We start from the raw sequence: 23,768 nt of genomic DNA, 5'->3' as shown, positions 1-23,768 counted from the left end.
GTCACAAGTGATATCAGACCGGTTGCTCGATCACCAATACGCCGTAGCCGGCAAGCTCGGTCGCGCCTGATATGGCTTTGCCCGTCAGCAGGTCGGTACCCGCCGGCAGATTGACGATCTTCGTTTCATGCTCGGTATTGAGCACGAACAGCAGCTTCCTGCCGCCACCTTCGCGCAGTGACACTTCGACGCCATTAGGCATATCCTGCACCAGCGGCGCGGCAACATCGTTGCTGACGAGAAGCTCGCGAATGACCTCCGCGAGCGGCGCGGTGAGATAGGTGCCGAGGTAGTAGACCTGACCATTGCCATGCCGGCTGCGCGTCAGCATCGGCGTGCCTTCCAGGAAACGGTCGGACCAGCGGCCGATGATCTCTGTGTCGGCGGATGTCTCCAGCTTCTCGTAAAGGTGTCCGGCTTCCAGCTGACGATTGCCGATCGTATAGGCATATTTGCGCGAGGCCGAGGTTGCGGCCGGACGTGGCGACGGTTGGTGGCTGCCGATGCCGCCCTCGCGGAAACCGGTGAACAGTCCATCCGCTCCTGGAGCGGAGACAGGACCGAATTCATGGACACGCACGCCGGAAAGCTCCGCGAGCGCCTTGCCCGGTGCCTGGGTACGGATGATGTGATTGTTGTCGTCGCGAGTTCCGGTCATCGCCGACAGGATGAGCGTACCGCCATCGGCGACGAACTTCTCCACGGCTTTCGACCACTCCTCCTTCCACATGACCCAATGGGGAACATAGAGGGCCTTGATGCGCGAGAGATCATCTTCCGGATGGATGAAGCCGCAGGCTATGCCCGCCTCATAGCATGCGCGGTGCAGATGGGCTGCATCCTGCATCGGGCTTGGCAGGCCGATCGCGTAGCTCTTGTAGGCTTCCTGATTATCGAAATCCGCTCCGGCGATGGCAATATCCATGCGGACGGTCGTGCCGAGCAGCTTGTCCTCGATCTTGCGGATGTCGGATGCGAATTGCTTGGCTTCCTCGTAGCGACGGCGCGCAACGTCGTCATGGTCGATAATGCCGTTCCAGTAGATCTCGGCGCCGAAATGCGCCGGCCGCCAACGGAAGAACATCAGGCCGTCCGCGCCGCGCGATACCGAGGTCATCGCCATGCGGCGCATCTCGCCCGGCTCCGGCACGGAGGAGGAAAAGCCGGGCTGGCTGCCGAGGCCGGAGGCCTGTTCCGGGACGATGAAATTGCCGGAATAGGCGCGGCATTGGTCGAGATGGAAGGCCTGTGTAATCGCATGACCGCCGCCGCGACGCATTTCGTCATAGAGGAACGGATAGATATCGAAGCCGATGAAATCGAGATCCTGGCCGAACTGGCCGCGGAAATCGATATCTACAAGGCCGCCGAGATTGTGGAAGATGAACCATGCGGGATTGGTCGCCCGCAGGATTTCGACCTGATCGTGCTGGAAGAGGGCCGTCGCGAAGGCGAGAAAGCGATGATAGTCCTGCACGTGACCAGGGCTGGAGAAGGACGGGTTCATCGGCTGTGGGAAGACGATCTGGTCGAAGGTCTGGTACGCCGTTGCCCAGAAGTCGCCGCCCCAGGCAAAATTCAGCGCGTCGATCGTTCCATATTTCGCGCGGCAGAACTTCTGGAACTCGATGAGTGCCGAGGGCGAATAGCTCTCGGAAGTCGTCGTGTTCAGCTCGTTATCCGTCTGCCAGCCGATGACGTGAGGATTGTCCCGGTAGTGCTCGGCCATCGCACGGGTAATCCGTTGGCTGTGCCGGCGCAGCACCGGGCTCGTCGTGTCGCAATGCTGGCGCGATCCATGGCTTGCCTGCCGGCCATTGGCATCGACGCGCAGGACTTCGGGGTACTTCGCAGTCAGCCAGCGCGGCGGCGTTGCCGTCGGCGTGCAGAGAATGGTCTTGATGCCGTGCTTGGCCAGGCCGGCGATTGCCTTGTCGAAGAGCGAGAAGTCGAAATGGTCCTCATGCGGCTCCATGATATGCCAGGCGAATTCCGCCATGCGAACGGTGTTGAAACCGGCGGTCGCCATGCGTTCCGCATCGCGGTCCCAATAACTCTCGTCGACATGTTCGGGATAATGCGGCACGCCGACCAAGAAGCCGTCGAGATTGAGCGTCCGCCAGACGGATAGCGGCTTTCTTTCCAAAACTTTCATGAGGTCACAAGCTTTCTTTACAGAGAGGCAATGATTGACTTCGGCCGGCTGAGGGTTCTGCCATCGGGACCGAAGAGATAGAGGGACGATGTCGAGGCGGATAGCTTGATCTGCTCGCCGGCCGAAAAGCCGGCGGCATTGCCGAGCTGAACGGTGAAATTGCGCGTGCCGCTTTCAGATCCGATCGTTGCGAGCGGACCCGCATCGACATAGAGAATGGTTTCACGGCCGAGCTGCTCGACCAACCCGACCTTGCCGTCGAATGAAATGGCTGTGTCTTCGTTGAGGGCGCCCATCTTCAACGATTCCGGCCGAATTCCCAGCGTCAGGCTGGCTTGCGCCTTAAGATCGCCGACATCGGCCACCGGAACATGGACCGTCGTGTCGCCGGCTTCCAGCGCGACTTCAGCAATACCGTCGCTGAGGGAAACGAGCTTCGCATTGACGAAGTTGATACGCGGTGCGCCCAAAAAGCCAGCGACGAATTGGTTTGCCGGATTGTGATAGAGATTGAGCGGCGCGCCTTCCTGCTCGATGATACCCTTGTTGAACACCACGATGCGGCTCGCCATGGTCATCGCCTCGACCTGATCGTGCGTCACATAGATCATCGTCGAGCCAAGCTGCTGGTGCAGCGTTGAAAGCTCGACGCGCATTTGCGTGCGCAGCGCGGCATCGAGATTGGAGAGCGGTTCGTCGAAGAGGAAGACTTCCGGCGAGCGGGTGATGGCGCGGCCGATGGCGACGCGCTGGCGCTGGCCGCCCGAAAGCTGCTTCGGGCGCTTGTCGAGCTGGTCGGATATTCTGAGGATTTCGGCCGCGCGTTTGACGGCCGCATCGATCTCGCTTTGCGGGCGCTTCGCCATCTTCAGGCCGAAGCCCATGTTCTCGGCGACCGTCATATGCGGATAAAGCGCATAGGACTGGAAGACCATGGCAATGCCGCGATCGCCCGGCTCCTCGCGCGTCACGTCGCGGCCGTTGATCCAAATCTCGCCGGAGCTGATGTTTTCGAGCCCCGCGATCGTCTTCAGCGTGGTGGACTTGCCGCAGCCCGACGGGCCGACCATGACGATGAACTCGCCCTTGTCGACGGAAAGATTGACCGAACGCAGGGCGTGATAGCCGCCATAATGTTTGTCGATGTCGATCAGCTTTACATGGCTCATGAGTGATACTCCAAATCTGTTCGCGCGGTATGGGACATGTCAGCCCTTGACGGCGCCCATGGTCAGGCCCGCGATGAAATGTTTCTGCATCAGGAAGAACATCAGGACCGGTGGGACGGCGACGAACAAGGTTGCCGCCGCCACGATATTCCAGGCGGAGGTCCACTCGCCTCTGAGATTGTTCAGGCCCGCCGTTACCGGTTTCACGACATCGCTCTGGGTGAGCACGATCGCCCAGAAGTAATCGTTCCAGACGAAGGTGAAGATCAGGATCGCAAGGGCTGCCAGCGCCGGCCGCATCAGCGGTATGACGACATGGCGCATCGTCTGCCAGGGGGACGCGCCTTCCGCGCGCGCGGCCTGAAACAATTCGTCGGGCAGAGCCGCTATGAAATTGCGCATGAACAGGGTGGCAAAGCCGGTCTGGAAGGCGACATGGAAGATGATCAATGCGAAATAGGTGTCGTAGAGGCCAACCGAGACCATGAGATCGCGCACCGGGATCATCATGATCTGCGCGGGCAGGAAGTTGCCGCCGACGAAGAGCGAGAAGAGCAGGGCGTTGCCGCGAAAATTATAGCGCGCGAGCACATAGCCGGTCAGCGTCGAGAATAGGAGAACCAGCAGCACCGAAGGCAGCGTGATGATGAGGCTATTGATGAAATAGCCCCACATGTTCGTCTGCTGGAAGACCGCCTGGAAATTCTCGACGAGATTGACGTGCTCGGGCCATGTCCAGTATTTGCCGGCCATGATTTCATCGGCCGTCTTGGATGCGGTCAACATGACCGCGAAGAGGGGCAGCAGCCAGAGGATCAGGATCAGGCCGACGAAGCCGGCATAAAGGCCGCGAAGTACGGGCTTTTCTTCGGGGATGGGGCGAGGATACATCAGCGTGTCTCCCGTTCCATGCGCACCATGACGCGCAGATACCAGGTGATGAAAACGATCATGATTGCAAAGAGGACGGTGGCGATCGCCGCGCCGTAGCCAAAACGATAGGAGAAGATCGACTGCTCGTACATCTGGTAGGCCAGCACCTCCGACGAGCCGAAGGGCCCGCCTGATGTCATTACCGCGATCATGTCGAAGGATCGCAAGGCGCCGACAACGGTCACGGCAAGAGCGATGAAACCCACCTGGCGCAATTGCGGCAGGACGACGTGCCAGAGCATGTTCCAGCCGCGCGCACCATCGACACGTCCGGCCCCGATGATATCGGAACTCAGATTGTTGAGGCCGGCGAGAAAGAGCACCATGCAAAAGGCGATCTGTGGCCAGAGCGCGGCGGCAACCACGGCGAAGGTGACGAAATGCTCATCGGCGAGCAGGGCAGGCGCCGTCGCGCCGAAGAGATTGAAGATCAGCGCAAGAAGCCCGTAATTCGGATCATAGACCCAGCCGAATACGACACCGACGGTGACCGTGGCGAGTACGAGCGGAATGAAGAAGAGCGACTTCAAGATCCGCATGCCGGCGATCTGCTGGTTGACGAGCAGTGCCAGTGCCAGCCCAAGCGGCGGCGCCGCCATGAACATGACGAGCCAGATGATGTTGTTCTTCAGCGAGACGTAGAATTGCGGGTCGGCAAAAAGCTCGGAATAGTTTGCCAATCCCACCCAGCTCTTCTGTCCGACGCCGTCCCAATCGAAGAAGGAAATCCAGATCGATTGGATCGAGGAAGCGATGATGATCGTTCCGAATAGGATGCATCCCGGCACGATGAAGAGGACAGGCGTCAGCCAGTTCCTGTGTTTTTTCCACATGGCTCAGACTTTTTGGTTCGATAATTCAAGGCACGCGCGGCGGGGTGAGGGCTTAAAGCCGATGCCCGCCGCGCCTTGGTCCGGGAGGACTATTTGAAAATGCGCGCGCGCGTCTTTTCGAGCCGCGCCAGGATCTGGTCGCGACGCTCGGGCTTGACCGTGAATTCCTGGAAGCCCTTCATGCCGTCCTGCGCCATGTCCGGGTCGGTGTCACGGTCATAATATTGCGCCGTTCCCTTCACGCTCCTGAGCGACTCCACGGCGATGTTGACCAAGGGGTCCTTGCTGGGTGGGCAATCGTTGCGCGGCGGAATGGTTCCTTCGGCTTCGAGGAATGCGCTGAGATTGTCAGGCTGATAAAAGTAAGCAAGGAAATCACGCGCACCCTGCCGGTTCTTCGCCTTGGCCGGGATATGCACGGAGTTGACCGAGAAATCCTCGTAGCGTTCGACACCGGAGACGATTTCCGGGAAGGGAGCGAAGGCGATCTGGCCCTCGTCGCCTGCCGGGAAGGCGGACTTGATGAAGCCTCCAAGGTCCATCATCGCGGCCTTCTTCTGCGCCAGGGCCGCGCCTGCCTGTTCCCAGCCGAAGGACGGCGCGTTGGCGGAGAAGAAATTGGCCCTGATAAGCTCTTCCCATTTGTCGAAGACCGGCTTCAGCATCGGGTCGGTATAGGCGATCTTGCCTTCCATCAGCGCAAGGTGCTTGTCGAGACCGTTGATGCGCAGGTTCATGTGATCGAACCAGCCTCCGGTCGGCCAGAGTTCCTTCGTACCCATGCTGATCGGGGTCATGCCGGCGGATTTCGCCGCCTCGCCGAATTTCAAGAATTCGTCCCAGTTCTTGGGCGCCGTCCAGCCCTTCTCGGCGAAAACATCCTTGCGATAGAAAAGTCCCCAGAGAATGCCGCCAAGCGGCAGACCGTACTGCTTGCCGTTGACGGTGACGGCCGTCATGGTAGCGCCGAGCTTATCGCTATAGCCTTCCTTGGCAAACAGGTCGGAAATGTCGTCGAACAGTCCGCGATCGACAAATGCCTTCATGCGATTGCCGGAGAACCAGAAGCAGATATCCGGGGCGCCGACGACGAGGTAACTGCGGATGGCCGTCTTGTGAGCCTCGTGATCCATATTGTTGATGGTGACTTTCGTCCCCGTCTTCTTGGTAAAATCGGCCGCGATGCGGTCAAGGACGGCGCGCTGATCGGCATTGCCGATATCCGAAATGATCGTCACCTCGCCGCCATTGGCAATTGCCGGCCGATAAAGCGCCGTGGCGGCCAGGGCAGCGCCCGTGCCGATCATGAACTGGCGCCGAGACGCCCTGATTGCATTGACGAGTGAAAGTTCGTTCTTCGACGCCATCTTTTTCCTCCCGAGGCACATCAAATTCCAGGCCCGCCCACCGACGTGAGCAGCCACTAACCTTCAGAAACTACGCAATAAACCGGCAATTCCGCTTGTGCTGATACAAGCAGACATTCCTCCATTGCCATGCGCTATTGCATACCGTATCTTCCAAGAAGCGACAATAGTTAATTTACAAAATAAATTTAAAGGATCACCGTGCGCGGCAACCCTAGTACCTCCCGAGCCCTCAACCGGCGGCTCATCCTGAACCTGCTGCGTAATCGCGGAGCGATGCCGCGCGCCGAAATCGCCACCGTGACGGGCCTCAGCCCGGCGGCCGTGACTTTCGTGGTCACGGAGCTGGTCGAGGAGGGGCTTGTCATCGAGGGAAAAGCGCAGACGGGTGCCACGGGTCGGCGGCCTGTGCCGGTCGATATTAATTATGATGGTCATCTGGCTGTCGGCTTCAAGCTTCGCCACGACAGCATCGATTGTGTCCTGACCGATCTCGCCACGACGCCGATCGCCTCCTTCGATATGCCTGTGCCGGATACGCGACCGGAAACAATGGTCGAGGCGATTGCGACGGCCATCCCGAAGCTTCTTGCCGATGCTGGCCGCACCGGTTTGCCGGTCATGGGGGTCGGCGTTTCCATCCCGGGCGAGGTGGACGCGGTCAACGGCATCTGCGTCCAGAGCCCGCGCTTCGGTTGGCGCAATCTTGCTTTTCCCGAGCTGCTGCGTGAGCGGGTCCATGTTCCGGTCTGGATCGACGACGATATCAGCGCCTTCACCGTCGCGCAGCGGCTCTTCGGCGCGGGCCGCAATTACAGCAATTTCGCGACGATCGCCGTTGGCACCGGCGTCGGGTCATCGCTCGTTATGGGTGGGGAAATCTATCACGGAAGCCATGGCCTGGCCGGAAAGCTCGGCCACATCATCACTGTTCCCGGCGGACGTCTTTGCGAATGCGGGAGAAGGGGCTGCCTTCAGGCGCACACAGCCGAGGCCGCGATGATCGAAGACTGGGGCCGACAAAGAGGCGCAAAGGCCAATCGCGATGAATTCGCAGCCGCGATTGATAGCCGCGATCCGGCGGCTCTCCAGGTCATGGCAGAGGCGGGGGAGCTGATCGGGCGCCATCTGGCCGATCTGGTGAACCTGTTCGATCCCGAGGTCCTCATCGCGGGCGGCGAAGCCATGCAGTTTGGCGAGGCGATTCTTGAGCCGATCCGCCGTTCGATGGCAAAATATGTCTTCTTGAATACGCCGGAATTACTTCCTGACTGGGTGCCAGGCTCCTGGGCGCGGGGCGCCGCAGCTCTGGCGACCCAGCATTTCTTTGATCTGGACGTTGAATGATACCGCTGCGCGCATGATCCGCATATGCGCACCATGTCGCCAAGATCGCCTGCCTGAGGCGCGGCTCGCTCCTCATCGGGAGCATCCTTGGTGGATGCCGGCAGCCATTGTCACGTCACGTTTCGACGGCTGCTTCAGGCATGCGCGCGACGCAACTCCGTGGGAGATTGTCCGTAGAGCCGGCGAAAGAGCCTAGCAAAATGAGACGCGCTATCGAAGCCGACCTCCAGTGCGATTTCAATGAGCGGAGCCTCTGTCTGGAGAACCAGCTGCTTGGCCCGTTCCATGCGAATACGGGTGTAGACGACGCCGGGAGAGGTTTTCATTTCCTCGGTGAACAGACGTTCAAGCTGCCGTCGGGACAGTCCGACCGATGCGGCAAGATCTTCGGTCGGCACCACGTCCTCGATATGGCTTTCCATGGTAATCAGCACGGCCTTCAGGCGTGGGTCCTGACATTCGATCGCGAGCGGCTTGCGCGGTTGGATATCCAGCCCGGATCGAGCGCGCTCAATCTGCAGCACTTCAAGCGCGTTTCGCTCGGCGTCCCGGCTGATGTGTCGTCTGACGAGAAAGGCGGCCATATCGGCGGCGCTGCTTCCGCCGGCGCATGATCCGCGGCTCCGGTCGAGATTGAACAGGCGATCGGAGCGAACGGGGTTCTCGGGGAATTGCTCCCGATAGGCCTGATAATGCAGCCAGCTGACGCAGGTCTGGTGTGTTTTCATCAAGCCAAGGCGTGCCAAGATGAACGTGCCGGTGCAGACCCCGATCAGCGGGATCTTCTGAGCCGCGGCCTTCTTCAGATAATCGGAAGTCTGCTGATCGATCGTGATGTCGGCATTCAAGAGTCCGCCGACGACGACAATGTAATGGAATTCCTTTGGGTCGATAAAGTCCGACGTCGGTGCGACCTGAACACCGCAGCTCGATGTGATGAGATGCCGGGTGCTACCCAATACCTGCCAGTCGGCCAGCACCCTGCCGGATTTATCGGCTTCGTCGCTCGCCAATCTCAGCGTATCCACGAACAGGGCGAAGGCGGAAAGCGTAAATGATCGCGCGAGGATGAATCCGACCTTCAAGGGATCGTGCTTAGCTTCTTGTTTGACGGATTTCATGCAATGCCTCGACGGACAGACCTCTTCTATTTGATCTGGAAACCATAGGCCAAAGGATCTCGATCGTCGACGAAGATCGTATTGTGGCCGATGATCCGCGCCCAGCCCCCGACGCTAGGCCTGATGTCGCGGAAATCTCCGATTTCAACGTCGGACTCGATGTATGCTTCGAATACCGTGCAGATATCGGTGGCTCAGTGGTACCCCGTAAACTGGAGATAAGCCGCAAGGCTGACGGCGGAAAGCGCCACAATGGCAGCGGGGTGGGAAAGGCTCTTGCTGATGGCCGCGAGCAGCAGGCCGAGCAAGACGATGGCACTTCCCAGTAACGGCCCCTTATCGGCAAAGGACAGTGCAAGGGCCGTCAGGCTGACTGCCGCCGCGACCATCGTAACCGGCATCTGGTTTTGAAGGCTGTCACCGCGGCTTGCGAAGGTCAGCAGAAACCTGTTCCAGCTCAAGCCGAGGGAAATGCTCAAAAGTAGCGGCAGGAGAATGGACAGCATGAATATCGTCTCTTCCGATGGATCAATCGTAAAGACGCAATTCATGTGCCAATAGGCGCAGGCGTTAATCCGGCCGGGTATATCGGAGCTCAGGTGTAGACTGCTGCCCGTTTGTGCGGCGATCTGCCGCTCCGTTCAGCATCCGTCGGAATTGGCAGGCTTAATGCCGGGCAGGAAAGGGGCTTTGAGTTCATCGATAGCGCGGTCCCGCTTGCGTGACGATCACGTCCATCGGAATGTCATGAGCGAGCGGACGGATGGTATCGATCCTCTGCGATTCGAAGCCGACGCCGATGACCAAAGGCTTGCGCTCGAGGGCCGCAAGGGTTCTGTCGAAAAATCCGCCTCCATAACCAAGACGGTAGCAGGCTGGATCGAAGCCGACCAGGGGCGCGATGACGATATCGGGAACCGCTTGCCTGCCCTCTGCCGGCACGGGAATGTTCCATACCCCGCGTTCGAGCCGCTCTCCTGTTTTCCATGATCGGAATATCAAGGGTTCTGCCTTGGCGACAACGACCGGCAACAGGCAATCCGCGCCGCGTGCCGTCAAGGCCGCCATCCATCCTCTCAAGTCCGGCTCTCCCGAGAAGGGCCAGAACAGGCTGATATGTTTGCCATCTATATCGGTGACAATCTGATCGAGATAGGTGGCGATCGCGCCTGCATATTCTTCACGCTTTGCGATTGGCAGCGCCTTTCGCTCGCCGATCAGCCTTTGCCGCTCAGTCCTTCGCCACGCGAAAATATCCGAAGTCCGGTCTTCATCGGGTGAAATGCCGCTATAGGCTGGGTCGACCTCGTGCAACATGCAGGCAGGCGATGCGTATTCGCGGATTGCCTCGTCGGTTTCACGTTGATCTGGTTTTGCCATCCGCCCGTCAGAACTCCATTTCCTGGCTCGATACCGAAACATGCTTGAGCTGCGACAATGATTTTTATATAGGGAATAATAAGGCAACTTAATTCCTGAATCGAGATCTTTCAATTGGACCTCTCATCAATCGAGATCTTCCTTGCCGTGGCCAGTGACCGCAGCGTGACCAAGGCCGCGAAGGCCGTGGGGCGCGTGCCGTCGAACGTGACGACGCGCATTCAGCAGTTGGAAGACGATCTGGGCGTCCTGCTCTTCAGCCGCGACGGCAAGAAGATGACCCTGACGAAAGAAGGCGAGACATTTCACCGCTATGCCAATCGGCTCGCCGCGCTTGCGCTCGAGGCGCGTCAGGCGGTCAGGCCCCAGCGCCCAACGGGCACATTGCGTCTGGGGACAATGGAAAGCACGGCGGCAAGCCGGCTGCCCGCGGCGCTCAGCCGGTTCAACCAAATGTGGCCGGATGTATCGCTCAAGCTGACGCTTGGCGCCTCCCGCGACCTTGCTCAAGATGTTCTGCGCGATGTTCTGGACTGCGCGCTGATCGCCCGGCCGCCAAAGGCAATGCTGGATGAAGATCCAAGTTTCGCGGCTGAACTCAAACAGCTCGAAGCCGAACCGGTATTTGTCGAGGATCTGCTGCTCCTGCTGCCATCCGGGCATCCGCCGATCCGGTCGGCTGCCGATTTGCGCGTTGGTTCGATTGCTGCCCTTGAGCCCGGATGCACTTATCGCGGGATTGCAGAAGGCTGGGCGCGCAGGTCGAGCTCTCTGCCAACGACCGAACTTGGCTCCTATCATGCGATTCTGGCCAGTGTGGCGACCGGCAACGCAGCCGGTGTCATGCCAAGATCGGTTCTCGATCTCATGCACTGGCCGGCGACATCGGTGACTCACCAGCTCGCCATGGTCGACACGATCCTTATCTCGCGCAAGAATGGTCGTCCGAGTTCGCTCGATGCGTTTCAAGAGGTCCTCGGCGCCACCAGGGGCAAGGGCCTGCCGCTACCGTCGAACTAGCCAGCGTCCCGCCGTTCATCCAAGGAAAGCCCTTCTCTAAAACTGGTTTCATCATGCAGCATCCAGAATCCCATAAGGCGGGATCCAGCCGGTTCCGCTTGTTTTCCCCGATCCTGGCCGGAGCCACCTTGCGCGAACGGCTGATCGCGTGCCTTGGTGCCTTGATCGGCATCGGCCTTACCGGCGTGATCAGCGGCTATCTCTTCGGTCAGGGGCCGCATCTTCCGCTCATCGTCGCGCCGATGGGAGCATCCGCGGTGCTGCTTTTCGCGGTTCCAGCAAGTCCGCTTGCCCAGCCTTGGTCGATTATTGGCGGCAACACCATTTCAGCCATGATGGGTATCATTGCCACCTATCTCATCCATGATCCGATCATCGCGATCGGGGTCGGCGTCTCGCTTGCGATCGGAGCGATGTCATTTACGCGATGCCTGCATCCGCCAGGCGGTGCTGCCGCCTTGACCGCCGTTCTCGGCGGCCCGGTCGTCGCAGGCTGGGGCTTCCTGTTTCCGTTCGTGCCGGTTGCCTTGAACTCCTGCATACTCGTCGGCCTCGGACTTATGTTTCACAAGCTTTCCAGGCGCAATTATCCGCATGTCGCCGCAAAGCCTGCCGAGAATATCCATCAGACACGTGATCTTCCGCCGCCCTTGCGGGTGGGCTTTCGAGAAGAAGATGTCGATGCCGCCTTGGGCGTGCTGGACGAGACCTTCGATATCGATCGCGCCGACCTCAGCCGCCTCTTGCGGCAGGTCGAACTGCAGGCAGCGGTGCGATCGCATGGAGATATAAGCTGCGCCGACATCATGTCGCGCGATGTCATCGCCATTGGCGAGGATGCTGAGCCGGATCACGCGAGACATCTTCTGCTGAAGCACAATATTCGAACATTGCCGGTCAAGGATCGGGAGGGCCGCCTGATCGGTACGGTTGGTTTGCGCGAGCTCTCCAGCGGCCTCGACGCCATCGCGCACGCCATATCGAAACCGGCTGTCGCCGACGCGACCGATCCTGCTCTTTCGCTCCTGCCTGTTCTGACGGACGGACGCACACACGCGGTCATCGTCATTGATGCCGATCGGCGCGTTCTTGGTCTGATATCGCAGACGGATTTGTTGAGCGCGATGGCGCGACTTCTGCCGCCCCGCGATGCCCCGGCTCAGGCCGTCGCCTGAAATCCGCGCGGAGGTTTCGACATACTTCCATCTTCGGGCGATGACAATGCCGGTCAATGATCTACCGATTGGTGAGGAAGTCCATGAGCACGACAGCGTTATTGTGCTCGGTGTCTCTCGCACCATAAAGAAGGGTTGCGGTTGATTGTCCGATTTGGTCCCTAAGCTCTTCCACTGCCTTCGAGTTCTTCTTGAGCTCATCCTGGTAGCGCCGGCGAAACTCATCCCATTTTTGGGGATCGTGACCGAACCAGCGTCGCAGCTCAGCGCTCGGCGCAAGGTCTTTCAACCAGGCGTCAATATGAGCATCGTTCTTGCTGATGCCGCGAGGCCATAGACGGTCGACCAGGATACGCTTGCCGTCGCCGTCATCAGCGGGTTCGTAAATTCGTTTGATGTGTAGAGGCATGTCCATCGCCTTTCCGGGGCGGCTACCCCTTGCCGATGATAACATCCGTCCGCGGAAGCGTGGCCGATAATCAGGAGACCGGCGCGGCTTTTGTATTTTAGAAATCAGCGACCTTGCCCCAAACGGATGAGGCGAAGCGGCTTGGATGATAGGGCGTCGGATCGACGATAGGCGCTGCACCGGTCACGATGTCGGCAATCAAATGGCCGGCGCCAGGCCCGATCCCGAAACCATGGCCGGAAAATCCGGCGGCGAGGATGAAGCCGGGAAGGCCCTGGATTTCCCCAATGCCGGGAACACCGTCCGGCGTGCTGTCGATATAGCCTGCCCAGGCGGCCGTGATCCTCGTCATGTGAAGCTCCGGCAGGAGTTCCAGGGCTCTCGCATGCGTCAGTTCGATCGTGGCATGGTCCGGTCTTGGATCGAGAATGCGCATATGCTCCATCGGCGTCGTTCGATCGAGCCGCCAGCGCTTCAGCGATTCATGACCGGAGCGAAAGCCTTCGAGACCGCCGGGCGACAGGCTTTTTCGCCGCTTGAGGAACATGGGAATGAATTGCGACGAGAACCTCAATTGCTGAGGCGTCACGTCAACCCGGCCGCGACCGCTGATGGCCAGCGTATAGCCGCCGTCGCCACGTCGCGTGACCGATACGCCGCTGGTGTGCAAGGCATCCGGCAATCCTTCGGCACCGGCCGAAACGGCCAGAATGGATGAACGAACGGAGGCTTGAGGAAAGCGAATGCCCAGCTGTCGGCAGAAGGATGACGACCAGGCGCCACCGGCGAGAATCGCGGTCTTGGTGCGGATCGCGCCGTTTTCGGTGATCACGCCGCTGACGCGCCCCGCTTCCGTTTCCAGACCTCGGGCAGCGCAATTCTGATGGACCGTGCCGCCTAGCTTCATGATCGCGCGTGCCACCGCCGGCGCCGCATTGGCCGGATCGGCAACCCCGTCCGTCGGCGAGAAAACTCCGCCTTTCCAGATGCGCCCCGTGGCGCGGCCACGTTCGCTCGCTGCAGCGCTGTCGAGCATATGCGTCGTGACACCGACGGTTCTCGCAAAGTCGTGCCAGCGCGCCCAACCGGCGATCTCCTGTTCGTCATTGCTGAGATAGAACAGGCCACAGCGGCGGAAGCCTGTGTCCTCGCCGCTATCGGCGGCAAATCGCTCCCAAAGATCGAGGCTTTTCGTCGCGATCGGCAGTTCCCGCCCATCGCGGTTCTGCTGCCGGCACCATCCCCAATTGCGGCTGGATTGCTCTGCCCCGACCCGGCCTTTTTCGACAAGGGCGACGCGCAGGCCCGACCGTGCGAGATAGTATGCGGCGAAAACGCCGACAATTCCTCCGCCGATCACGACGACATCGGCTGACTTCGGCAATATCGGCGAGCTTTCGACAAGGCAAAGCGGTGCAGGCATGCGCGATCTCCAGGTTCGAACCAAATCTACCCCATTGCTTCGCCAGACGTTGCCGGAGATGGTGGATCCACAAAATTTTATGCCGTGATTGATGCAGTCTATAAACTATTGTGCTTCAAAGGAGATTTGTCTTCCCGATAGACATAACGGGGCAATATGTTAGGCTCTGCTTTGCGTGATAACAGCATTTCGTGCCGTCTTCCCCCGACGCTCTTTCAATGGCGGACCTCTGATGAAACTGGATCGAATCGATATCAAAATCCTCTATGAGCTTCAGAGAAACGGCCGCATCACCAATGTCGAGCTGGCCGAACTGGTGGCTCTTTCACCCAGCCCATGCCTGATGCGAGTCAAACGGCTGCAAGTGGAAGGATATATCGAAGGCTATTCGGCCCAGATCAACCTCGCCAAACTCGGGCAGACGCTGACCGTCTTTACCGAAATCACCCTGAAGAACCACCGGCAGATCGATTTTGCGCGCTTCCTCAACGTGGTCGAGAAAATCGACCAGGTGATCGAGTGCCATCTCGTATCGGGCGGCTACGACTATCTCATCAAGTTCGTAACCGCTGGGATCGGCGAGTACCAGACCATCATGGAACGGCTGACCGATATGGATATCGGGATCGACAAATATTTCAGCTTCGTCGTGCTGAAATCACCGATCGTCAAGTCGCATATGCCGCTGACCAGCCTGTTTCCCATGTAACGAGCTTTCAAGGCCAGGTCGGCGGCTTGAGCCGGATGATTTTAGATCGAGTCGACCTAAAATCTGAATCCGCTCTAGAATCAAAGAAGTAGAGCGTGATGTCGTCCGAAATCCCCTGACACTTTTCGGCATCACGCTCTAGCCGTGCCCATATTCGCGCTTGAGCTCCGGGTCCTGGACGAGATTGTCGAGCCAGGTCGGATCGAGCTTCGGAACCGACCCGAACAGCAGCTGCGAATAGGGGTGCCGGGGCGCATTCGCGGTCTCGCGCGTGATTTGCTCCACCTTCTTGCCGCCATACATCACGACGATCTCGTCGCAGATTGCCTCGACGACCGAAAGATCGTGACTGATGAAGATGTAGGACAGATGCAACTCACGCTGCAGTTCTTTGAGGAGATCGATGATCGCGGCGGCAACGACGGTGTCGAGAGCGGAGGTGATCTCATCGCAGATGATCAGGCGTGGCTCGGCGGCAAGGGCGCGGGCGAAATTCACGCGCTGCTTCTGTCCGCCTGACAATTCCGACGGATAGCGATAGCGAAGCGCGCGGGGCAATCGCACCATGTCAAGCAGTTGATCGACCCTCGCCGCCCGGGCCTCGCGATCCATCCCGTGATAAAATGCCAGGGGCCGCTCGAGAATGTCGGCGATCGACTTTGCCGGATTGAGTGCGGTGTCGGCATATTGAAAGACGATCTGCATCTCCCGCAATTGATCGCGCGTACGCGATTTGGCGGCGCGATTGATATCGCTGCCATTGAAGCCGATGGTGCCCGACACGGCCGGCAGTATTCCGGCGATCGCACGCGCCAGCGTCGACTTTCCACATCCGGATTCGCCGATGATGCCGAGATTCCTGCCTTTCTCCACCTCGAGACTCACGGACTGAACCGCGCAGACCGCCGGCAGGCCGTTGGGTTGGAGATCGCCATAGCCCGCAACCAGGCTGTCGATCCTCAATACGGGCTCAATCGACCCGCCTGTCTTGCTATCCCGGATGGCCTGCTTCGGCTCGAAGGCGGCCAACAACTCGCGCGTATAGGGATGGCTTGGTCGCGTCAGGATCGCCTCGGTCTTCGCAAGTTCCTGGATTTCGCCGCCCTTGAGCACGGCGATGCGATCGGCGATCTGGGCGACGACCGCCAGATCATGTGACACATAGACTCCAGCAATATCACCGGCGCGAATGACGGATTTGAATGCTTTAAGCACGTCGATCTGCGTCGTCACGTCGAGCGCGGTGGTCGGTTCGTCAAAGATAACGAGCTTGGGTTCGCCGATCAGCGCCATGGCCGCTGCCAGCCTCTGCAACTGGCCGCCGGAGACCTGATGCGGATATCGTTCGCCGATCGTCTCGGGATTTGGCAGCGACAGCGCCCGGAAGAGCTCGATCGCGCGACGACGGGCCTGTTCGGGAGGCATCAGCCGGTGAATGCGGGTAACCTCGATCACCTGTTCCATGATCTTCGTGGCCGGGTTGAAGGCGGCGGCCGCGCTTTGCGGGATATAGGCAACCGTCGTGCCGCGAACCTTTGCGCGCTCGCTTTCGGAAAGCGCGGCCATGTCCTGACCATCCACGTAAATCTTGCCGCCGGAGATGCGGCAGCCCTCCCGCGCATGTCCCATGAGCGTCAGCGCGATCGTCGTCTTGCCCGAGCCGCTTTCGCCGATGAGGGCGATGATTTCGCCCTTCGCGATGTCGAAGCTGACATCCTTGATAATCTCGATGACGCGGCCGGAATCTGTCCTGGCCTCGACTTTCAAATTCCTGATTTCAACGAGGTTGGTCATCGTCATGCGCTCCTGTCCCTGATCCTGCGTGGCAGGTTGTCGATCAGCAGGTTGACGCTGATGGTGAGGCTGGCAATGGCGAAGGAAGGCACGATCACGGCAGGGGCGGCGAAGGGCAGGCCGCCGATGTTCTCGCGGACCAGGGCTCCCCAATCGGCATGGGGCGGCTGCAGGCCGAGGCCGAGAAAGGAAAGGCCCGAGAGCAGGAGCACGACAAAGACGAAGCGCAGGCCGAAGTCCGCCAGGACCGGTCGGAGAATGTTCGGCAGGATTTCGGAGGCGATGATATAGCCGACCTTCTCGCCGCGGATACGCGCAACGGTGATGAAGTCCATCGTATTGATATTGACAGCGAGCGCGCGAGCAAAGCGATAGGCGCCGGGCGTGTAGATGACGGCGAGCGTAATGATCAGGACGGGGATGGAAGAGCCAACGGCGGCAACGACCACCAGGCCGAAAAGCTTGCTTGGAATCGAGTTCAGGGCATCGAGAAACCGGCTCAGGATCGTGTCGAACCACCCACCGATGACCGCGGCCGTCATGCCAAGCGCCACGCCGCAAAGACAGCAGAGCGCCACCGCAGCCAAGGAAATGCCGACCGTGTAGCGCGCGCCCATCAGGACGCGCGAAAGCATGTCTCGGCCGAGATAGTCCGAGCCGAGCCATAATTGATCGCTTATCGGGCCGAAATAGTCCGTATCGACGATGTCACCGACAGAGTAGGGGATGATATAGGGTGCGAACAGGGCGACGATCGTCCAGCCGAGAATGATGGCGAAGGCGACGACGCCAACGGGGCTGACCCTGTAGCCAAACAGGGACGGAGTGCGGGGAGCCAAGCTTTTCGTGGTCATCGCAGCCTCGGATTCGACAGGATGGCAATGATGTCGGCGGCGGTGATCAACAGGAGATAACCAAGGCAAAAGATCATCGCGCAGCTCTGGATCAGCGGCAGATCGCGGGTCGCGACCGCGTCCACCATCAGCTTGGCGATGCCTGGATAGTTGAAGATCGTCTCGACGATGATGACGCCGCCGACGAGATAGGAAAGCGAAAGCGCGATGGCATTGACGATCGGCCCGAGAGCATTGGGCAATGCGTGCCTGAACACCATGCGGCTGCGTGAGGCGCCTTTGAGCAGCGCCATTTCGACATAGGGGGTCTTCAGCGTCTCAATAAGCGCTGCCCGGGTCATGCGGATCATTTGCGCGGAGATCACGAAGGTGAGCGTGATGACCGGCATGGCATAGATTTTCATGAGGTCGAAGAGCGTATGCGCCTCGCTCGTCGACGACAATGCCGGCAGCCAGCGCAGATAGACGGCAAACAGCAACACAGCGAGCGTCGCGACCATGAATTCGGGCACTGATATGACACCGATCGAGATGACGGTTACGAGCCGATCATAATAGGAGCCGCGAAGCATGGCGGATGTGATACCGAGCAGCAGCGCGAGCGGCACCGAGACGAGCGTCGTTATGGCGGCAAGCTCCAAGGTCGCCACCAGGCGGCCGCCGATCAGCTGCGCGACAGGCATGTTATTCGCGTAGGAAATGCCGAGGTCGCCTCTCATCAGACCCAAAAGCCATCCCATGAACCGCAGGATCGCTGGCTCGTCGAGGTGCATGGCCTTGCGCAAGCCCGCAACCGCCTCGGGCGTAGCCGCCTGGCCGAGCAGGATCGAGGCGGTGTCTCCCGGCAGCATGCTGGTTGCAAAAAAGACGGCGAACGACACGATCAACAAGGAGATGATCGCAATTAAAAGCCGGTTCAGGACAAGAATGGAAACCTCGGATCTCAAACAAATCGCTCCTGCGGCGTTCTACGAAACGAATGGCGTTCGCGGGACGGCTCCCGGTGGCGGCCGCGACCGTCCCCGGGAGAGATGTCCAGCAGGGGTCAGGCCTGGAGCCAGAGATATTCCGCCATCGCGTAGCCCATCATGCCACCGAGCGGATTGGCTTCCAATCCGTGTACCTTGCTCGAAATGGCATCCACATTCGAGATATAGGCAGGGATGATGGTGCCCGCCTCGTCGGCGATCATCACCTGCATTTCGTCGTAGATCTGCTTGCGCTTGGTCTGATCGAGCAAGCCGCGAGCTTCGATCAGCATCTTGTCGAATTTCTCCGACTTATACTGGCTCTCGTTCCATGGCGCGTTGGAGGCATAGAGGAGCGAGAACAGGATGTCGGGGGTCGGGCGCGGATTGATGTTGCCGAAATGGATCGGCGCCTTCAGCCAGTAATTATCCCAATAGCCGTCAGACGGAACGCGCTGGACATCGAGCTTCATGCCGATATTCGCGCCCGCGGCCTGGATGATCATTGCCATATCGATCGACGAGCCTGCCGCGTCGGATGCGATCACCGGAATGGACTGTCCGAGCACGCCCGCCTTCTGGAAATGGAACTTGGCCTTGTCCGGATCGAAGGCTTTCGGCTTCAAGTCATTGTTATGGTAGATGTTCGCCGGGGAAACGGGCTGATCGTTGGCCACTTCGCCAAAACCGCGCAGTGCCGATTTGACGATCTGCTCGCGATTGACCAGGGACTTCATCCCGTCGACGAAGTCCTTCTTGTTCCCCGGCGTCATGTCGAGGCGCATGTTGAGGTTGGTGTAGTTGCCGCTTGTCGTTTTCGAAAGTGCGAAGCCGGACTGGCCATCGACCAGCTTCACGGCGCGGGGATTGATGGCGGCGGCAAGATGGATGTCGCCCGAGAGCAGGGCATTCACGCGGGCATTGTCATCGCTGATCGCGAAGAACTCGAAGGAATCGAGATAGGGCTGGCCGGACTTCCAGTAGTTCTTGTTCTTGACGACGACCGACCGATTACCCGGATCGAAGGTTTCGAGAACGAAGGCGCCCGTGCCGTTGCCTTTCGAAAAGTCCGTCGTGCCATTGGCGACGATCATGAAATGATGCAGGGCCAGAATGGTCGGCAGGTCGGCATTGGGGTCGGCAAGCGTGATTTCGACCGTCGACTTGTCGATGGCCTTGAAGCCGGTCATCTGGGCGGCGATCTTGGCGACCTTGGAGCCGACGCCGGGGTCGAGATGGCGTTTCAGCGAGAAGACGACATCGTCAGCCGTCAGTTCCTTGCCGTCATGGAAGGTCACGCCCTTGCGGAGCTTGATCGTCCAGGTCTTGGCGTCCTTGCTTTCGATGCTCTCGGCAAGCTCCATTTGTGTCACGCCGGCCTTGTCGATGAAGGTCAGGCGATTGTAGAGCGAGCAGCAGCGCACATAGTCCGTCGACAGGGACGCCTTTGCGGGATCCAGCGTGTCGGCGGTCGAGGACGACCAGCCGGCCCCCTTGAAAGCGCCGCCGGAAACCGGCGCTGCTGCGACGGCCTGCGTGGCGCGGCTAAGAATGATGCCCGCCGATGATATCGCAACACCTCCCGCCAGCATCAGTTTCAGGAGGTCGCGCCGCGTTGCACCGCGCCTGATGGCGTTCTCCACCATCGCGTCGTCGGCGGTGGTCCAGTTCGTAATTCCGTCAGTCATCTCATTCCCCTTTTTCTATTGATTGATGGGATGCCCGTCTTGGTCGCAAGCTCTCCCGGGTTGGGTCACTGTCTTTCGGTCAGCCTTTCCTTGACCGCCGAGGCGAAGGCCGCCATCGACGTGAAGTGGTAGTCGGGTTGAGTGAAGCTCTCCGGCTCTATCGTGCCGCCATAGCCGTCCTGCGCATGACGGCGCTCGATCCAGCAATTGGTCAGCCCAAGCTTTCGCGAAATGCCGATATCGTGGTACTGGCTTTGAGCGACATGCAGGATATCGTTCTTGCTCGCTCCTTTGCCGCCGACGAATTCGAATACCTGTTCGAAGAAGGCGGGATCTGGCTTTTCCGTGCCGGTGTCGTCGGCCGTGAAGCTCGCGAAGAACGGCGAGCCGAGCTTTTTTTCGAAGTGATCGAGCGCCCAGCGGCGAGCGTTTGTCATGGCGACGAGGCGGTGCGTTTTCTTGAGCTCGGCAAGTGCTGCCGCGCTATCGTCGAACGCGTTCCAGTTGGCGACGGAATCACGCAGTCGCTGCGCATATCGATCTTCCGCCGGCAGGCCAAGGGCGGGTGCGATGACCATGTAGACCCGTGAAAGATCGTCCGGAAAGAGTTCCGCGTCTCCGCTGTAGCGCGCCTGGCGATAGAGCCTCAGCGCCTCTTCGCCATCGATGGAGGTGCCAGCTTCAGCCGCAATCTCGGCGAGGCAGGTCTTTATGCCACCTTCGAAGTCGATGAGGGTGCCGACGACATCGAAGGTAAGATATTTGAAGTCCTGAAAGTCTTTGGCCAAGTCATGCTCTCCTTCATGATCCGCTGCGGACAAGCCGCTTGCAGCATAAAATTCTGACCCAAAGGGCGGAAATCGTCCTGCCAAGGCCCGGAAAAGCCGGCTTTCAGCCGTTCTAGGAAGCAGTTTGGCAGTTCCTGAACGGCGAAGTCGCCGAATCGATGGTGTACAGCGGCACAAAATTCCGAATTTCTGGCCCTCTCCGACATTTCGCCAACGAAGAACGGCATACGCCGCTTCAACGCATGGCTTCCCGGACGTCCGGATCTTCCAAAGTCTGGTCGAGGGTCTTTCGTGTGCGCTCCAGGATCGCGTCGATATCATCATCCGTGCAGCAAAGCGGCGGTGCGTATCCAAGCACGCCATGGGCGAAGGCGCGGATGACGAGGCCATTGTCCCAGGCGCGATCGAAAATCCTGCGCGCCGGCGCGGCAGCACTTGGCAATGGGGTCTTCCTGGCCTTGTCGACGACCAGTTCGACGGCCGCCAGCATGCCGCGACCGCGGACATCGCCGACCAGCGGATGGTCACGCAGATTTTCCAGTCCTTCCATCAGACGCGCACCAGCCTTGACACCATTTTCGAGGAGGCCGCCCTCATAGAGCTTCAGTACTTCGAGCCCGACTGCCGCGCTGACGGGATGGGCCGAATAGGTGTAGCCATGGCCGACCGCCACACTACCGGCGCTGTCAGCGATGACATCATAGACCCGATCGGACATGAACACGGCGCCCATGGGCACGTAGCCGGAGGTCAGGCCCTTGGCCGTCGTCATGAAGTCAGGGACGATTTCGTCGTACGAGCAGGCGAACAGCGGACCGGTCCTGCCGAAGCCGGTAATGACCTCGTCGGCGATGAAGAGAATGTCATATTGACTGCAGAGATCGCGGATCGCCTTGAGCCAGCCTTTCGGCGGCACGATGACGCCGCCCGATCCCTGGATAGGTTCGGCATAAAATGCCGCCACGCGCTCGGCGCCGATCGCTTCGATCTTTGATTTGAGGTCCGCGATCGAGGCGGCAATGATCGCATCTGCCGTTTCGCCGACCGGATTGCGATACGGATAGGGCGAGGGAATCTTGTGCTGCCAGTCGAAGGGGACGCCGAAGCCTGCATGGAAGCCGGGTAGCGCCGTGAGGCCGGCTCCAACGGTCGAGGAGCCGTGGTAGCCTTGCTCGATCGAGATGAACTGGTCGCGCTCCGGCTTGCCCTTGGCATGCCAGTAGTAGCGGACGAAACGCACCGTGCTGTCGACGGCATCCGATCCGCCGAGCGTGAAGAAGATATGATTGAGATCGCCGGGCGCCCGGTCGGCGAGTTCGGCCGCAAGGCGAATGGCCGCTTCGCAACCGATATCGAAGTAACCCGTCGCATAGGGCAGTTCACGCATCTGGCGGGCTGCTGCTTCAACGATGCTCTCATGCCCGTAGCCCGCGTTCACGCACCAGAGGCCGGCAAAGCCGTCGACAAGCTGATGGCCCGATGCGTCGGTGACGGTTGCGCCTTTTGCGGACCGCAACACCCGCACGCCCAGTTTTTCATGGCCGCGATAGGATGAGACCGGATGGATGAGGTGCGCGCGATCAAGTTCGATGAGCGAGTTGGCGAGCATGATGATCTCCAAATTATCCAAGAGCCTGATTGGCCAATGCAAATATTCTCGCGTCCCGACCGAAGGCTCCAGCGGCGCCCGGGCGCCGCATCGCGATACCGCCACCCACATGGCTAAGGCCGATCTGCGCCAGCCAGCCGGCCAGTCCCGAGCTTTCGTTCGTATCAACGCGCAGGAATTCGCTCGGCTTGCGAAGGGCAAGCGCCGTTATCAGCGATTTCGCATCCTCGGTATTCGATGCGACGACAGGCCCGATCACATCGCCGCGTCCAAAGGCGCGCAGCGCGCCGAAAGCCTCGATACGGCCGCGTCGCCGAATGACGACTATCTGCGCGACATCTGTGAGAGCGTCGATCAACGTGCGGCGATCCGCACCGAAAGCTGCGCGGTCGAGCGCTTTGATCGCGGAAAAATCATCGGCGGTCGCGGCCTCGACATCCCCAGCCGGCGCGAGGTCGGCGAGATGTCCCTGATGTTGAAAGATCTCGCCCTCGGCGACAAAGCCGAGCTTGCGATACAGCGGCAGTCCGTCCGTGGTTGCAATGAGTCTCAGAGGGCGGTGGCCAGCCAGCGCCATTGCCGCATCCATGAGCTTGCGGCCAAGCCCGCGGCCGCGCAGGTTTTCGTCGACGATCACCATATTGATCGTCGCGCAATCTTCTCCATAGGGGGTCATCAGGATGGTGCCCACGACGCGGCCCGTCTCGTCCACGGCTGCTGCGCCTTGGCTCAAACGCAAGGCCATATTCCAGTCCTCGGCACGATGAGGCCATTTGGCTTGACGTGAGAGGGCGAGGGCGCCGTCTATATGCTCCGGTGTGAAGCTGACCAAATTTATGCTATCGGTACGCATGGGCATCCTTTCCTTGCCCCAAGTCTCGGCGATCCCCGCATGGCAGATTATCTGAAGGCATGGTTCGTCGTGATATCTTTCGCCGTAGCGGGCGCGCTTGGCCGCATCTTATGCTGAAGATCCTTTTTCGGTCGCTCCGCAATGGTCCAAAAACAACGTCGCGACGCATATCC

At 59.8% G+C, this 23,768-nt stretch carries 21 protein-coding genes and 1 pseudogene; 4 read left to right on the top strand and 18 right to left on the bottom strand.

What is annotated here, in order from left to right; all coding sequences use genetic code 11:
- Positions 1 to 13: 13 nt before the first annotated feature.
- The 5 genes from JJQ51_RS03010 to JJQ51_RS02990 all read right to left on the bottom strand — a co-directional run bounded on the left by JJQ51_RS03010 (position 14) and on the right by JJQ51_RS02990 (position 6,457).
- On the bottom strand, positions 14 to 2,155 hold the full coding sequence (locus JJQ51_RS03010; protein WP_152095160.1) for a beta-galactosidase: 2,142 nt from the start codon (positions 2,153 to 2,155) through the stop codon (positions 14 to 16).
- 17 nt (positions 2,156 to 2,172) lie between these two features.
- On the bottom strand, positions 2,173 to 3,324 hold the full coding sequence (locus JJQ51_RS03005; RefSeq protein ID WP_152095161.1) for an ABC transporter ATP-binding protein: 1,152 nt from the start codon (positions 3,322 to 3,324) through the stop codon (positions 2,173 to 2,175).
- A gap of 39 nt (positions 3,325 to 3,363) precedes the next feature.
- On the bottom strand, positions 3,364 to 4,215 hold the full coding sequence (locus JJQ51_RS03000; protein ID WP_113388728.1) for a carbohydrate ABC transporter permease: 852 nt from the start codon (positions 4,213 to 4,215) through the stop codon (positions 3,364 to 3,366).
- The gene (locus tag JJQ51_RS02995; RefSeq protein ID WP_113353180.1) at positions 4,215 to 5,090 is read right to left on the bottom strand and encodes a carbohydrate ABC transporter permease; all 876 of its coding nucleotides are present in this window, start codon (positions 5,088 to 5,090) and stop codon (positions 4,215 to 4,217) included. The genes JJQ51_RS03000 and JJQ51_RS02995 overlap by 1 nt, the downstream gene beginning before the upstream one ends.
- An 89-nt stretch (positions 5,091 to 5,179) precedes the next feature.
- Positions 5,180 to 6,457, bottom strand: a complete 1,278-nt coding sequence (locus tag JJQ51_RS02990; RefSeq protein ID WP_152094036.1) for an ABC transporter substrate-binding protein — start codon at positions 6,455 to 6,457, stop codon at positions 5,180 to 5,182.
- 201 nt (positions 6,458 to 6,658) lie between these two features.
- On the opposite strand from JJQ51_RS02990, the gene JJQ51_RS02985 reads away from it, so the two are divergent.
- Positions 6,659 to 7,804 carry an ROK family transcriptional regulator gene (locus tag JJQ51_RS02985; protein WP_113331049.1) on the top strand — a complete coding sequence of 382 codons (1,146 nt, stop codon included), beginning with the start codon at positions 6,659 to 6,661 and terminating at the stop codon, positions 7,802 to 7,804.
- 134 nt (positions 7,805 to 7,938) lie between these two features.
- Here JJQ51_RS02985 and JJQ51_RS02980 read toward each other — a convergent pair whose 3' ends face one another.
- The 4 genes and pseudogenes from JJQ51_RS02980 to JJQ51_RS02965 all read right to left on the bottom strand — a co-directional run bounded on the left by JJQ51_RS02980 (position 7,939) and on the right by JJQ51_RS02965 (position 10,305).
- Positions 7,939 to 8,925, bottom strand: coding sequence for a GlxA family transcriptional regulator (locus JJQ51_RS02980; protein WP_269244264.1), 987 nt, complete (start codon positions 8,923 to 8,925; stop codon positions 7,939 to 7,941).
- 26 nt (positions 8,926 to 8,951) lie between these two features.
- Positions 8,952 to 9,110 (bottom strand): annotated as a pseudogene (locus tag JJQ51_RS02975) (proline racemase family protein); the annotation flags it as partial.
- Between the two features lie 9 nt (positions 9,111 to 9,119).
- Positions 9,120 to 9,431, bottom strand: a complete 312-nt coding sequence (locus tag JJQ51_RS02970) for a hypothetical protein (RefSeq protein WP_069614447.1) — start codon at positions 9,429 to 9,431, stop codon at positions 9,120 to 9,122.
- Positions 9,432 to 9,621: 190 nt separating this feature from the next.
- Complete coding sequence (locus JJQ51_RS02965; RefSeq protein WP_152095164.1) at positions 9,622 to 10,305, bottom strand: 5-formyltetrahydrofolate cyclo-ligase; 684 nt, start codon at positions 10,303 to 10,305, stop codon at positions 9,622 to 9,624.
- Between the two features lie 114 nt (positions 10,306 to 10,419).
- Here JJQ51_RS02965 and JJQ51_RS02960 point away from each other — a divergent pair, with 114 nt between their 5' ends.
- Both JJQ51_RS02960 and JJQ51_RS02955 read left to right on the top strand, forming a co-directional pair.
- Positions 10,420 to 11,325, top strand: coding sequence for a LysR substrate-binding domain-containing protein (locus JJQ51_RS02960; RefSeq protein ID WP_113331046.1), 906 nt, complete (start codon positions 10,420 to 10,422; stop codon positions 11,323 to 11,325).
- A 53-nt stretch (positions 11,326 to 11,378) separates the two neighbouring features.
- On the top strand, positions 11,379 to 12,500 hold the full coding sequence (locus tag JJQ51_RS02955; protein WP_269244263.1) for an HPP family protein: 1,122 nt from the start codon (positions 11,379 to 11,381) through the stop codon (positions 12,498 to 12,500).
- 61 nt (positions 12,501 to 12,561) lie between these two features.
- Here the strand turns inward: JJQ51_RS02955 and JJQ51_RS02950 are convergent, their stop codons facing one another.
- The gene (locus JJQ51_RS02950) at positions 12,562 to 12,909 is read right to left on the bottom strand and encodes a DUF488 domain-containing protein (RefSeq protein WP_113353551.1); all 348 of its coding nucleotides are present in this window, start codon (positions 12,907 to 12,909) and stop codon (positions 12,562 to 12,564) included.
- Between the two features lie 97 nt (positions 12,910 to 13,006).
- The gene (locus tag JJQ51_RS02945) at positions 13,007 to 14,332 is read right to left on the bottom strand and encodes an NAD(P)/FAD-dependent oxidoreductase (protein WP_269244262.1); all 1,326 of its coding nucleotides are present in this window, start codon (positions 14,330 to 14,332) and stop codon (positions 13,007 to 13,009) included.
- Between the two features lie 232 nt (positions 14,333 to 14,564).
- On the opposite strand from JJQ51_RS02945, the gene JJQ51_RS02940 reads away from it, so the two are divergent.
- Positions 14,565 to 15,041 carry an Lrp/AsnC family transcriptional regulator gene (locus JJQ51_RS02940; RefSeq protein WP_152095167.1) on the top strand — a complete coding sequence of 159 codons (477 nt, stop codon included), beginning with the start codon at positions 14,565 to 14,567 and terminating at the stop codon, positions 15,039 to 15,041.
- A 138-nt stretch (positions 15,042 to 15,179) separates the two neighbouring features.
- Here the strand turns inward: JJQ51_RS02940 and JJQ51_RS02935 are convergent, their stop codons facing one another.
- From JJQ51_RS02935 to JJQ51_RS02905, 7 genes are all read right to left on the bottom strand, one after another.
- Positions 15,180 to 16,835 (bottom strand): ABC transporter ATP-binding protein, encoded by a 1,656-nt coding sequence (locus tag JJQ51_RS02935; protein WP_145634691.1) that lies wholly within the window; start codon positions 16,833 to 16,835, stop codon positions 15,180 to 15,182.
- Positions 16,836 to 16,837: 2 nt separating this feature from the next.
- Positions 16,838 to 17,689 carry an ABC transporter permease gene (locus tag JJQ51_RS02930; RefSeq protein WP_269244261.1) on the bottom strand — a complete coding sequence of 284 codons (852 nt, stop codon included), beginning with the start codon at positions 17,687 to 17,689 and terminating at the stop codon, positions 16,838 to 16,840.
- Positions 17,686 to 18,636, bottom strand: coding sequence for an ABC transporter permease (locus JJQ51_RS02925; RefSeq protein WP_113331042.1), 951 nt, complete (start codon positions 18,634 to 18,636; stop codon positions 17,686 to 17,688). Before JJQ51_RS02925 ends, JJQ51_RS02930 begins: the two co-directional genes overlap by 4 nt.
- Before the next feature lie 98 nt (positions 18,637 to 18,734).
- Positions 18,735 to 20,345, bottom strand: coding sequence for an ABC transporter substrate-binding protein (locus tag JJQ51_RS02920; protein ID WP_152095169.1), 1,611 nt, complete (start codon positions 20,343 to 20,345; stop codon positions 18,735 to 18,737).
- A 65-nt stretch (positions 20,346 to 20,410) separates the two neighbouring features.
- Positions 20,411 to 21,133: an HAD-IA family hydrolase gene (locus JJQ51_RS02915; protein WP_145634527.1), complete on the bottom strand. Its 723-nt coding sequence runs from the start codon at positions 21,131 to 21,133 to the stop codon at positions 20,411 to 20,413.
- Positions 21,134 to 21,368: 235 nt separating this feature from the next.
- The gene (locus tag JJQ51_RS02910; RefSeq protein WP_269244260.1) at positions 21,369 to 22,742 is read right to left on the bottom strand and encodes an aspartate aminotransferase family protein; all 1,374 of its coding nucleotides are present in this window, start codon (positions 22,740 to 22,742) and stop codon (positions 21,369 to 21,371) included.
- 13 nt (positions 22,743 to 22,755) lie between these two features.
- Positions 22,756 to 23,595 carry a GNAT family N-acetyltransferase gene (locus JJQ51_RS02905; protein ID WP_152095171.1) on the bottom strand — a complete coding sequence of 280 codons (840 nt, stop codon included), beginning with the start codon at positions 23,593 to 23,595 and terminating at the stop codon, positions 22,756 to 22,758.
- Between the last annotated feature and the right edge of the window lie 173 nt (positions 23,596 to 23,768).

Source organism: Rhizobium sp. AG207R (genome assembly GCF_027109195.1).
Lineage (GTDB): Bacteria > Pseudomonadota > Alphaproteobacteria > Rhizobiales > Rhizobiaceae > Rhizobium > Rhizobium dioscoreae.
The sequence above is the reverse complement of the archived record's forward strand: the minus strand, read 5'-3'. Positions and strand labels throughout refer to the sequence as shown.